The sequence below is a fragment of the Paenibacillus nitricinens genome (assembly GCF_052056485.1).
In the GTDB taxonomy this organism is placed as follows: domain Bacteria; phylum Bacillota; class Bacilli; order Paenibacillales; family Paenibacillaceae; genus Paenibacillus_AQ; species Paenibacillus_AQ nitricinens.
The window spans coordinates 2,501,497-2,515,022 of sequence record NZ_CP183948.1 but is presented as its reverse complement, the minus strand read 5'-3'; the positions used below and the strand labels follow the sequence as shown (position 1 = coordinate 2,515,022).

Below are 13,526 nucleotides of genomic sequence, written 5' to 3'. Positions count from 1 at the left end.
AGAGAGACGGGCAGCATAGCTGCCCGTCTCCACTAATCCTATTTGTGTTACCTTTAGATTAATCGTAGGCGTTTTGTTACGTTCAAAGCTTATTTCTTTGTCTGGTTCCACTCATCAAGTTGCTTTTGAACTTCAGCAATGACTTTTTCCAGTCCAGCTTCTTTAAATTTCTTGGTTGCTTTTGGCAGATATGTTTTAGGATCAACAGAACCTGTGTATAGCGCTGGCATAAATTCTTTAGTTACGTTGTTGATGGCTGCTACTTCTGTTTTTACAGGTGTAGGGTCAAATGCAAAACCGAAGGTAGGGGCTTCTTTTGAAGAATCATTAAACTTCTTGAAAGCATCCCATTTATCAGCAGGGTCATCTGCATGCAGATAAGTCAGTAACATATTTCCAAGCGTGAAGCCTGGCATTGCATAGCTATCTTGCATAGCTGGCAGATCTTCAATGACATTTTCGGAGATTTTCTTATAATGAGTGCCTTCAATACCATAGTTGAGCAAGTTGCGTAAGTACTTATCTGTGTTCAAAAGATTCAAGAACATCATAGCCCGTTCAGGATCACCTGAGGTTACGGAAATAGCGTGCATCGAACCTGCGGCAGATTGTGTATATACATAAGGCTCATGCATAGGCGAAGTTACAATTTCATAACCTGCTGAACGAGACCAACCTTTTTCTGCATAAGGCTGTGTGATTTCGCGATCGGCAAACCATTTACCTGTCTTAATGTTATCAATACCTTCAAGGGTTGCAACGTCTGGACGTAAGTAACCTGCTGTGTAAAGTCTACGCATCGTATCTAACGATGTTGCAAGTTCAGGTGTCTCCAGAATATTAACAACCTTGCCATCTGTGGAATCCATATAGACCCCGATAGGTAACTCATCACCAAGTACATAGTCAAATGGCATGAATGGTTTAAAGCCTTTAGGAACAGCTAGCGGTGTAATATCCGCAGGCTCATTCTCTTTAATTGTTTTAAGAAGTGGCTCTAGATCATCCAATGTACGAATATTGGAAATGTCCATGTTGTATTTATCAACATATTTCTTATTGAAGCGCCATACCCATTGCTGTCCAAGCTCCTTATTTACAGGAACACCGTAGATCTCACCTTTAATCTTAGTTCCTTCTAAGAAACGAGGGTCCAAAACTTCTTTCGTTTCCTTTCCATACTTATCTAGCAAATCGTTCAGACCCAAGAAGGTACCATTAGCTGCGTTACGGCGGAAATCATTTGTCCAAGAAGAGGTAAAGGCAATGTCATAAGGCTCACCAGAAGCGGTGATGACTTGCATCTTCTTATCGTAATCGCCCCAATCGAACATCGTAATGTTCAACGTCGCATTAATTTTTTCTTGGGTATATTTATTAACTTCTTTTAGTACAAGATCCAAATCCTTTTGAGGTCCACCAATTAAATACATCTTCAGCTCATATGGCTTTAATCCCGATGTATTCTCTGCTGAATTCCCTGCAGCCGCTGAATTGTTTGTTTCTTTAGCAGCATTTGTATTATTATTCGAACCACATCCAGCAAGAAGGCCAGACAAAAGCATTGTTCCTACAAGAGCCAGCGTTAAACTTTTTTTCGCTTTCATTTCTATTTTCCCCCTTTAGATTAATTAACTTTTTATTTATATCGTTTCCTAGTACTAGCGATTCGAATAAATACATCATAATAACGTTACTCTTTTAAAGAGCCTACGGTTAAGCCTTGTACAAAATATTTTTGGAAGAAAGGATACGCTAGTGCTATAGGCAAGGTCGCCAGTACAACCATCGCCATACGAACGGTTTCTGTCGGCAAGGTCGCAGCAATCTCAAAGCTTGATCCCATCTGCATACTGTTCTGAATGACGAACTCCATATTATTCTGGATTCGCATCAGCATCGCTTGGAGCGGTACAAGACTCGCATCATCTATATACAGCAGCGCATTAAACCAATCATTCCAATAGCCCAGCGTACAGAACAATCCAATCGTTGCAATCCCTGGTAAAGAGATCGGAAGTACAATTTGCAGGAACGTCCGAAACTCCCCTGAACCGTCAATTTTAGCTGCCTCAATAAGTGCATCAGGCACTGAAGTCTGGAAGAAGGTCCGCATTACTAGAATAAAGAATGCATTCATCGCTATTGGCAATATCAAAGCCCAGATCGTGTTGTACAAATGTAAAAACTGCGTTGCTACGATATAGTTTGGAACCATACCGCCTGAGAATAACATCGTAAAAAAGGCGAAGAAGCTGAAAAAATTACGATAGCGAAATGATCTTCGAGAAAGAACATAGGCGTAAGTTGTAATTAGAAATAAGCTAATGAGCGTACCTAGTACAGTAACAAGTAAGGTGACTCCAAAGGAACGAAATAACTGATCTCCTGTGTTAAAAACAAACTGATATGCCGCCATACTAAATTTTTCTGGAATTAAGCTAAATCCATTTAAAGCGAGGACTTTCTCATCTGTAAAAGAAATGGCTATGACAAACAAGAACGGAAACACACAGGTAAAAGCGAAAATTCCTATCACAATATTGAGTACCACATTCCAAAAAGGAGTAATGGCGTTGTTGTCGACTTCTTTCGGCTTACGTTTGAATACTTCCATAACGTCAATTGACTCCTTTCTAGAATATCGCGTTTTCTTTGCTGATTTTTTTCACAATAGAATTCGTTACAATTACCATGATAAATCCGACGATTGATTGATATAGACCCGCTGCCGTACTCATCCCTAGGTTTCCTGTCGTACTCATGCTTCGATAGATATAAGTATCGATAACATTCGTTACGGAATATAGAACACCGGAATCCCGAGGAATTTGATAGAATAGACCGAAGTCAGATCTGAAAATACCACCAATCGCAAGAATCGTTAGCGTTACCATTAAAGGTTTAAGCAAGGGAAGTGTAATAAACTTAATTTGCTGCCATTTGCTGGCCCCATCAATCATAGCCGCTTCATAATAGGACTTGTCGATACCCGCAATAGCCGCTAAGTAAACAACACTTGAATAACCAATTGATTTCCAAATCCCCATGAAAATTAGGATATATGGCCAAAAGCGTGTATCCCCATACCAGGAAACAGGATCGCCTCCAAAGTACGTAATCACTTGATTCAAGATCCCTTTATCTACACTTAGGAAGCTGAATGTAAAGAAACTAATAATTACCCAAGAAAGGAAATAAGGCATAAACATCGCCGTTTGATAAACTTTGGCCGTCCGTTTGTTCACAAGTTCATTCAAGGTGATCGCAATGCCCACCGCAAGAACTAAACCGAGAGAGATCAACGCCAAGTTATACAGTATCGTGTTTCTTGTAATAATATAGGCGTCTTCCGTCGAGAACAAAAAGTTGAAATTTTCAATGCCAACCCATTTACTATTTAAAACGCTTGCAAAGAAACCGTCCCGATGAATCTTGAAATCCTTAAATGCAATAATGGTTCCGAACATTGGTAAGTAACAAAAAATTAGGAACCATATTGTCCCTGGTAATACCATAAACCACAGTACTTTATCCTTATTTAAGCTTTTGAAAAATGCAGACACTATTCTACATCCCCCTTCTCTATCCCCAAACAATCCCCGTAATACCCTTTCGATCTTATTTCCTTGCCCCTTTAACTATCTTTTATTCTGGGCTATAAAAGCGGTTTCATAAAGTTGAAAAACTCCAGAATGATATGTAAAAATTAAAGATCGACTTATGATTTGAACAAAAAAAAGGAAACATTCTCGTGACCAACGTTCGTGAACCCTCCACTTGAACGTGACACCCGGGAACATTTCCTAAATCCTACGCCTTTTCTTTTTTATACATCTTTCGAAGTTCTGTTGGAGATATGCCTACTGATTTTTTGAACTGGCGATAAAAATACGCTGGATCTAAATATCCTACTTCAGCTGCAATTTCATTGGTTAATAACGTAGTTTGAAGCAGCAATTGTCTTGCTTTTTCAATTCGGAATTGATTCACATAATCAGAGAAGCTTCGCCCCATCTCCTTCTGAAATAGCTGTCCCAAGTAAGTAGGATGCATATTCATTCGCTGACTGAGCGTCTTCAGAGATAGTTCTTCTCTATAATGTTTGCTCACTTGATCCACCATATATCTCATATTCGGACTGAGTTCATCACTCACTAGCGATAATTGGTCCAGCGTTTCATTCACACTTTCCTGCACATGATGAAGCAACTGCTCAATGGTATGGATGCGTAGCAAAGGATTAAACACCGCACTGAAATTACAGTTCTTCTCCATATTCTTAGCGATCAACATTAATTCAATCGCCACGTTGTAATTATCAATACGTGTAATCACGCCACATCCGAACAGCTTTTGGAATGTTTCTGCGATAAATTGATTTGCCGCCTCACGCTCTCCAGATAATAATAGTTTAGTAAATGCTTCATAATCAATTTCGAGCTTTTCCTCATGTAACACCATCTTCGACAGTTGGTCCACATCTATAATCGGGTAGCCCGGCAGCATCAGATGATCCACATATAAACTTTTCGCTTTTTTATAGCTTTGTGGTACTTCTTGAAAAGTATATTCCTTACTTCCTATCGTAATCCAGACAGACTTTCCTAATTCATGCATAATCTCACATTGCACTTGTTGCAGCATGCAATACATTTCTTCTTTGTTCTCATCTTCAGCCGACTCCGCAACAATAAGAACAAGATCACCTTCCATATCTATAAATACAATAACTGTTCCGCGCTCGGCTACGGACTGCACTGCGATACGATAACATTCTTCCATAAGTTGATTAGGGTGCAGTTGACTCTCGTCCTCTTCATGTTCCGTAATAAGCCGAATCGCAGCCACCGTAAAACATGAACAGTCCAGAGAAATATTTAAGACGTTTGAACGATGCAATAGCTCCTGTCGATCTATATTTCCAGTGACCCAACGATTTAAAATATTGTTACGTAAAACTTGCTGATCCTCCTTCGCATGAAATTGTTCAACATCCTCATGATTGAGGACCTCAACAATTTGCTCAATGGTCGATTCCAATTCTTTTATATTAATGGGTTTAAGAATATAATTCTCAATGCCAAGACTCATTCCAGCTTTTAAATACTCAAATTGTTCATAGCCGCTTAAGATGATAAATCTCATTTTTGAATCAAAAGATTTAATTTGTTGAATGAGTTCAAGTCCCGTAAGCTTTGGCATCGTAATATCTGTAATTAATATGTCAATAGCTTCGTTATGGCTATGCAAAAACTCTAAAGCTTCTTCCCCATTACTCGCTTGCCCAGCGATTCTTAGTCCATAATCTTCCCATTCGATCACTGAACGTAATCCTTCAAGAATAAGAGGTTCATCATCCACAATAAGTATGTTGTGCATTATTTAATACTCTCCCTTACCACTGGTATATTCATGATGACTGATGTTCCTACACCTATCTCACTAGCAATCGATAATCCATATTCAACCCCATAATAAAGCTTAATTCGCTCATTCACATTACATAGTCCAAGCGAGGAAGGTGGTGCATCCATTCGCATACTGACTTGAAGTGTTTTTTGAAGTTCCGTTAGCTTGCTGGGAATAATCCCATTTCCGTTATCTCTAATAGCAATTTGAATGCTGCCGTCAGATTCAGTGACTTCAATGCGGATTAGGTTATCGGAGCGTTCGGGCCTGAATCCGTGGACAATATAATTTTCAATGACCGGCTGAATCAGCAGTTTAACGATAGAACAATTCATAGCCACTGGACTTATTCGCGACTCGATTTGAAGCTTATCTTTATGCCTAATCTGAAACAGCTCAAGATATAGATTGCAATATTCAATCTCATCAGCGATGGTAACAACCATACTTTTCTTAATCATCGTTCGGAATAACGTAGATAAAATGTAAATCATCTGACCTACATCCTTCGCACCTTGCGAAATAGCCCGCATCCTTATAGCTTCAAGCGTGTTATATAAAAAATGCGGATTAATCTGCGATTGAAGAGCAACGAGTTCTGCATTTTTTTGCGTAATTTCTGAAATGTAAACTTTATTAATATACAGCTCTAGTCTTTCACACATATAGTTAAAATTGTTGGCAATGAGCTGCAATTCATCCTCTCGGTTAAGGTGAATGCGTGTACTTAAGTCGCCTTCCTGTAAGCGCTTCATAGATTTGACAATGATCTTCACTTTTTTAGAGAAACGTAAAATGATTCCGTATGTAATGGACATTGCCGCAACAATAAGTGCTGCCGTTATCCCGATAATCCAATTTCGTACTACCACCATTTCTTTATTGACCTGCGACTTCTGAATGATCCCTGCCACAATAAGACCTGAGCTATTCGTTGTATTTAAGTTAACTTTGGATAATCCATCCAGTGCAGTCCAGTTGTCTGAATAAAGACCAGCGATATGCGGATACTGCTGTCCCATATACCTTCCTAAGGAATCATATATGACATCACCGCTTGGTGTTAGAACCAACACTTGACCATTATTCTCTGTACCTTTCGTACCAAGCCATTTTGAAATAAGTTCAGCATCAAAATCTATAATGAGCATACCGATCGTTTTCAATGAAATCGGATCTTTAAGCTCCCTAGTCATCGTATACAAATTGTTATTGTCTTCCCTTATTTCCTTAAGTAATAATTTTTTCTCATGCGAAACCCAACCATTCTTGGGTATGGGTGATTTTTGCTCTGAAATATCTATATCTCTTTTGTAGAGCTGACGTGTATTATTTTTATATAAATAATAAAATTCTTTCTCAGTGCTGTATAAGATAACGTCAGAAATACCACTTTTCTGATTCAAATATGTTTTGAAGTAAGTATCGAATGTATGGGGTACGAAGCTCCCAATCTCAGCAAACTGATCTAAACGATATTTTAGATAATCTCCATAATCATGTTGCAAAAAGTAGGACAAATCCTCACTTACAGAAGCATCACTATAAATTTGCTGGATGGCCAATTGGATCCCTTCGTACTGCTGATTCATATATAAACTCACGTAATCCAATACCTCTCGATTAGCATCAACATGTTGACGCGTGATCGTCTGTTCATAGTATTTATAAACGGTAATGGAAGAGGCAATGAGTGTAATAATGATGATGGATGAATATATAGCTAAAATTTTATTAAACAGTTTTTTCCGTAAATGATTTTGATAAAATTTCTTTATATTCAACAAATTCACCTTCCTTCAAAATCTAGACCTTTAGGATTAGAAGCTTAACACCACCTTTCTTTTTGTGCAATGGGAGCGCATTCATTTTTAGATGTAAATCTTTCTTCCCCGCATACTTTTTCTTTATCATGAGTTTACATCTCGCTTAAAATCGTCTATAGTTGGTTTCTACCCCCCAAACAAACCTGTAATTACCCTATAAGTCTTATAATCCTCGTCCCCCATCAAGATAATGGAGGGCTATTACTCATGTTTCTAACCAAACGTAAACTCAACTCCCAACTAAACGAGATTTCCGAATATCGTTACCGGGATCGAATACACATTCCTTTTTTCAATTCTATGATTGACGAACAAGGTGAAATTGCAGCGGAACCACCCGTGGATGGAGAATGGTCTAAGCTACAGGTTGGCGATACCTGGAAAGGCCGCGATTTGTATTTATGGCTAACGACACAGATAGACGTACCCGCCTCTTGGGCAGGACGCAGGGTACTGGGTCGATTTGATTTTGGCGAGACGGGTGCCGGAAACAACTCCGGCTTTGAATCTTTATTCTTTTACAATGGTAAACCCTATCAAGGCGTAGATTCCAATCATACAGAAGTGTTCTTGCCGGATGAAACGGTAGGTACGAAGCTTCCACTTACCTTCCGTTTATGGTCGGGACTTGAAGGTGGCGGTCCTAAAAAAGATCAAACCCATGGCATTCGTATGGCAGAAATTTGTTGGCTGGACGATGCAACGGATGATTTCTACTTTACTGCACTTGCTGTAGTTGAGACGCTGAACGTACTCGATTCAAAAACACCAGAATATACACAGCTGCTAAGCACAGTAGACCGCTCGTTTCTTCTGATTGACTGGTCTCGTCCAGGTTCAGAGGTCTTCTACGCTTCGATCGAGGAAGCTCGTAATTATTTGCGTGATGAAATTAATAAAATGGAAAAGTCTTCGCCAGTTACTGTTACCTGTATTGGTCATTCCCATATTGATGTAGCTTGGTTATGGCAATTGAAGCATACCCGTGAGAAATGTGCGCGTTCCTTCTCGACCGTACTCCGACTGATGGAAATGTTCCCTGACTATACTTTTTTACAGACTCAACCTCAGCTCTATGAATACATCAAAAACGATTATCCAGAAATCTACGAGAAGATTCGTGAACGTGTAGCTGAAGGACGCTGGGAAGCTGGCGGTGGCATGTGGCTAGAGGCGGATTGTAACTTAACCTCAGGTGAGTCTCTTGTCCGTCAATTGCTATATGGTACTCGCTTCTTGCGAAATGAATTTGGTGTTGAATGTGATTATTTATGGCTGCCGGACGTATTTGGCTACAGCTGGTCCTTGCCACAAATTCTAAAAAAATCAGGAATTAATACGTTTATGACCACTAAAATTAGCTGGAATCAATACAACCGCATGCCACATGATACCTTCCAATGGCGTGGTATTGACGGCACTGAAGTATTAACACACTTCATTACAACACCTGAGCCTTGGTCTGAAGAAGATTCTTGGTTCTACACCTATAATGGCCGCATCATTCCTAAGACTGTAAAAGGGATTTGGGATACGTACCGGGACAAAGAAGTGAATCGCAATTTATTACTTTCTTACGGATATGGTGATGGCGGCGGCGGGGTTAACCGTGAAATGCTAGAGATGCGCCGTAGACTGAGCGATCTCCCAGGACTACCGAAGATTGAAACAGGAACAGCAGGAGATTACTTCCGTAATCTGCAAGAAACCGTTGCTAATACAGATCGTTATGTCCATGTATGGGATGGTGAGCTTTACTTAGAATATCACCGCGGCACGTACACTAGCCAAGCCTACAATAAGCGGATGAACCGCAAGCTTGAACTGCTATACCGCGAGGCGGAATGGCTAAACGCACTGCAAAGTGTGGTGTCTGAAGATTGGTCGAACTATCGTCAGACCGACTTAGACGAGGGCTGGAGAATTATTTTGCGTAACCAATTCCATGATATTATCCCTGGCTCTTCGATCCGTGAAGTGTATGAAGACAGTACGATTGAATATGCTCAAGCCGAAGCCATTGGTCAATCTGTATGGGAACAATCTACAAAGGCACTAGTGAACGGAAGTGAAGCCGGTAAATATACCATCTGGAACAATGCTTCTTGGGAAGTCACTGAGCTTGTAGAAATCGCAGTAGAGACTGGGATGGAAGCAGGACATTGGGTAAATTCAGAAGGTAAACAACTTCAAGCTCAACGTGAAGGTGACCGTTGGATCATTGAAGTGTCCGACATTCCTTCTCTCGGATACACCACCATCTCCTTCGTGACAGATGTGAATTCTGAGCCACTAAGCACTCCATTCAAGCTAAGTGAATCAGGAATTTCAACGCCTCATCTTGAAATAGTGTGGAACGAGCAAGGTCAATTGTCATCCATCTATGATAAACACGAACAGCGTCAAGTATTAGCTAATGGAAGTCACGGTAATGTGTTCCAAGTGTTTGAGGATAAACCATTAGCACACGAAGCTTGGGACATTGACATCTATTATCAGCAAAAAATGCGCGAAGTGATCGACTGCACTAGCATTGAAGTCATAGAAAATGGTTCATTGCGTTGTATTGTGCAATTCACATGGAGCTATATGGATTCCACGATTAAACAGCAAATGATCTTACACGCTGGGCATCGTCGTATCGACTTCGTGACGAACGTAGACTGGCATGAGAAAAAACAGCTAATGAAAGTAGCCTTCCCTGTTGCGATACGAGCTACCGAAGCCACTTATGATATCCAGTTCGGTAATGTTAAGCGGCCAACACATTGGAACACTAGCTGGGATTACGCTAGATTCGAGACTGTGGGTCATCAGTGGGCAGATTTATCAGATCGTGGTTATGGCGTCAGCTTGCTGAACGACTGCAAATATGGCTACGATATCAAGGATAATGTGATGCGTTTATCCCTAATCAAATCGGCAACACACCCTGACCCTGATGCAGATCAAGGCGAACATTCATTCACCTACTCTATCCTGCCTCATACTGGGGATTGGCTACAAGGTGATACCGTCCGTCAAGCCTGGTCTATCAACAATCCACTGCGGAGCACCATGGGGCAAGCTGAAGTGGAAACAAAGTCCATGATTCGTCTTTCTACGAATACAGTTATGGTATCTGCCCTTAAGAAATCTGAAGATGGCCAAAAATTAGTCGTACGTGTTCACGACTATTCCGGAAGCCGCCAGCAGATTGATATGATGAGCGACTTGAACATTATTTCATGGCAAGAGTGTAATTTAATGGAACGTCCTGAAGGTGAGGTTCACACTGAACCTGTCATTACCTTTGTACTTGATCCTTACGAGATTAGAACATTTGAAATCGAAGTGTAGAATCTAATTAAATGAAGTAACATACAACATCAGGGTGTCCCTGTAGCCATTTATAAAAGGCTGCGAGGACACCCCGTTTTTCGATTATGATTGTTTATTTTGAATTTAAGTATACACATTGCGCAATGAGTTAACGTAGCGTATACTCCATTTAAGGGAGAGATGTATATGAGAAGAATGGGGAAAATTACGATATTCACATGCATTGGATTATTGAGCCTTGCTTTGATTGCTATTCTTGCGATTAGCGCTTTTGTGATCAAGAGACCGGCCACCGCCACCCCCGTAATCACGGAAGTGAAGCCTTATGAGTGGAATAAAGTCAAGCTGGACGGAAATGTCATTTCAAGTGATGGATCAGAGTATTTTATGTGGAATAAAAAGGGTGAGACTAATAACTGGATCATCTTCTTTTCCGGTGGAGGGGCCAGCTGGGATGCCCAAAGCGCTGCGCACCCAATCAAGCTCATGAACTTCATTAAAGGTGGAGATACGGGCAACTATTTCCCCAATATCCCCTTCTATATGCTGACATTGCTGAGAGGCATGATGGATACGGATAACCCTGGCAATCCTTTTCATGGATGGAATGTGGTCTACCTTCCCTATTCGACGGGTGATTTCCATATCGGTAACCGTACGGTTGAATATAAAAGAGAGGATGGCAGCACCTTTACAATGCGTTATAACGGCAGCAATAATGTGCGAAGCAGCCTTGATTGGATATATGCCAACGTGGAAAAGCCCGGAAAACTGCTAATTGCAGGTGAAAGTGCTGGTGGATTCGGGTCCGCCTTCTGGGCTCCGGAGATCGCCTCTCATTACAAAGACTCCGAGATCTTCCAATATTCAGACAGTTCCTTCCTGAAATCAGACAAGTGGCCAAATGTTGTGAATAAGGAATGGCAGGCAGACTTCGTTAAGAACTTTGGGTATACCCCTGAAGCGGATATCATCGGGGCAGCATTTAAAGCGAACGGTCATCTACTGCCTGCGAATGCGGTAATATTGCAATCCTACTCGGTATTTGACGAGATTCTGATCCACTTTCAGAATAACATCAACGATTACAAGGGGCCCAGAGATCAACGCATTATTAATGAATGGTCACAGGAAATGCGGCAATCGGTATCTTCTTTGGCTGCCACTTTACCTAATTATTATTACTATCTGACCGACTATGGGTTAAATGTAAAGACGGGTACAACCCCGCACACTTTCGCAACCAGAGAGACCTTCTTTCAGGCTGAACAAGATGGTGTGAAGCTTCTGAAATGGCTAGGTGATGCGGTCAACCATCAGAAACCCTATTCCGTGGGCAGCAAGTTCCTCATGACGTCGAAGCCAGCTCAGAAATAGCACAGAATTAGCGAAATATTCGCACAAGGCAGGAGAGAAAATTAATGAATTTGCGTGAAAAGCAGATGCAAATGACGAGGGAGATCATTAAGGATACAGCGCTCAGCTTGTTCTGTGCTCAAGGTATTGAACGTACGGATATGGCTCAAATTGCAGAACAAGCCGGGGTCTCCCGGCGCACTTTGTATCATCATTATAAGGACAAAGAAGAATTAGCCGCTCAAATCTATGTCCTTAACCTGGAGCGGATGTTTGGCCAGCTGCTGTTTGATTTTGATTTTGAACAGCCGGTACAATCACTAGAGAACATTCTGGATAAATATTTGGCGCTAAGAGATCATCAGGAGTCACTGATTTACTATGATGCCATTTTTGGAGTTTACTACAGCACGCTTTCTAAGAATCCTGCAGAACTGCCTGACTTTAAGAAGGCTATGGAAGGCTGGTATTCGCGACTTATACTGCTTGACACAATAACAGTGGCTCCAGAGGAAAAAAATAAGTGGCTGAACATTCTGCAGAAGTCTACCCACCTGTATTTCATGTATTTACAAAAAGCCGTTATTATTACGCATCAGCGGGGCGGTATGGTTACGGAGGAAGACCGGGCAACGGACCGACAATTCAAGGATTTCATTATGCATGGCGTACGGCATTCCCAATGATTAAAAGAGTCTTTTCGTTATAGGTTTCATTTCGGTATAATATACCAATCGGTATTGGTGCAGCTCTAGTTATATGGAAGGAGCAATGGCTGAAATGGACATTGGCAAATATGAGAATCTAGTTCCGAATGTTTTTTTGTTCGTCGACCGCAGATCCTTCCCGGATTGGGAGATAACGAGGAGCAAAATAGATTTCCATGACCTTACCTTCATTGTGGAAGGGAAATCGAACTATTTTATTAATGGGGAGAAATTTACGGTTGAAGCTGGTGATATGCTCTATGCACCTTCCGGAAGTATTCGGGAAGCGCAGACCTTTAAGGAGGCACCCATGCGTTCTTTTGCGTTTAATTTCTTCTGGGAGGGGGCGGACAATCATGTGCAGCTCCCTTTTGAGACCGTAACCAAAAACTTGAGAACTAAAGAGATCCTAGCAGACATCAAAGATTTCTCGCATGTATGGATGGGCAAACAGGCTTTTTATAAAATGAAGGCCAGAGCCATTTTTCAACTGATCGTGTATCGCCTGTTAAGCATAACCCACCATCAAGAGACACCTCTAATCGATCTGAGAATCCAAAAAGTAATGACCTATATTATGGATCATTATTCGGAGGAAGTTACGATCAAGGAACTAGCTGATTTGGTTGCCTTAAATTCTGTATATCTTGGCAAGCTGTTCAAGCAAAACACCGGTTCCACCTATAAGGAATTCATAAATAAAGTACGGGTGAACAATGCCGAGATGATTCTGTCCGCAGGTGGCTTCAATGTGTCCGAAGTAGCAGAGCACTGTGGTTATCAAGATGTCGCCTACTTCAGTAATGTTTTCAAAAATATCAAGGGTTATCCTCCGTCATCTGCCTTGAAATAACGGAGGACCCTGAACCATTCGTGGATTCAGCCCTTCAATTAGCTCTAACTA

At 41.0% G+C, this 13,526-nt stretch carries 9 protein-coding genes; 4 read left to right on the top strand and 5 right to left on the bottom strand.

Features of this window, described 5'->3' with window-relative positions; translation table 11 throughout:
- Window positions 1-89: 89 nt before the first annotated feature.
- From ACN6KS_RS10870 to ACN6KS_RS10850, 5 genes are all read right to left on the bottom strand, one after another.
- The gene (locus ACN6KS_RS10870) at window positions 90-1,607 is read right to left on the bottom strand and encodes an ABC transporter substrate-binding protein (RefSeq protein WP_094869367.1); all 1,518 of its coding nucleotides are present in this window, start codon (window positions 1,605-1,607) and stop codon (window positions 90-92) included.
- A gap of 86 nt (window positions 1,608-1,693) precedes the next feature.
- Window positions 1,694-2,617, bottom strand: coding sequence for a carbohydrate ABC transporter permease (locus ACN6KS_RS10865; RefSeq protein WP_094869368.1), 924 nt, complete (start codon window positions 2,615-2,617; stop codon window positions 1,694-1,696).
- 19 nt (window positions 2,618-2,636) lie between these two features.
- Window positions 2,637-3,518, bottom strand: coding sequence for an ABC transporter permease (locus ACN6KS_RS10860; RefSeq protein ID WP_094869451.1), 882 nt, complete (start codon window positions 3,516-3,518; stop codon window positions 2,637-2,639).
- 295 nt (window positions 3,519-3,813) lie between these two features.
- Window positions 3,814-5,382: a response regulator gene (locus ACN6KS_RS10855; protein WP_440961989.1), complete on the bottom strand. Its 1,569-nt coding sequence runs from the start codon at window positions 5,380-5,382 to the stop codon at window positions 3,814-3,816.
- A complete protein-coding gene (locus tag ACN6KS_RS10850) occupies window positions 5,382-7,196 on the bottom strand; it encodes a sensor histidine kinase (RefSeq protein WP_094869370.1) in 1,815 nt (604 codons plus the stop codon). The genes ACN6KS_RS10855 and ACN6KS_RS10850 overlap by 1 nt, the downstream gene beginning before the upstream one ends.
- 249 nt (window positions 7,197-7,445) lie before the next feature.
- Here ACN6KS_RS10850 and ACN6KS_RS10845 point away from each other — a divergent pair, with 249 nt between their 5' ends.
- From ACN6KS_RS10845 to ACN6KS_RS10830, 4 genes are all read left to right on the top strand, one after another.
- On the top strand, window positions 7,446-10,577 hold the full coding sequence (locus ACN6KS_RS10845; protein ID WP_440961988.1) for an alpha-mannosidase: 3,132 nt from the start codon (window positions 7,446-7,448) through the stop codon (window positions 10,575-10,577).
- A gap of 168 nt (window positions 10,578-10,745) precedes the next feature.
- Window positions 10,746-11,936, top strand: coding sequence for a pectin acetylesterase-family hydrolase (locus ACN6KS_RS10840; protein WP_440961987.1), 1,191 nt, complete (start codon window positions 10,746-10,748; stop codon window positions 11,934-11,936).
- A gap of 44 nt (window positions 11,937-11,980) precedes the next feature.
- A complete protein-coding gene (locus tag ACN6KS_RS10835; RefSeq protein WP_094869373.1) occupies window positions 11,981-12,601 on the top strand; it encodes a TetR/AcrR family transcriptional regulator in 621 nt (206 codons plus the stop codon).
- Window positions 12,602-12,695: 94 nt separating this feature from the next.
- Window positions 12,696-13,475, top strand: a complete 780-nt coding sequence (locus ACN6KS_RS10830; protein ID WP_440961986.1) for an AraC family transcriptional regulator — start codon at window positions 12,696-12,698, stop codon at window positions 13,473-13,475.
- Window positions 13,476-13,526: the final 51 nt, after the last annotated feature.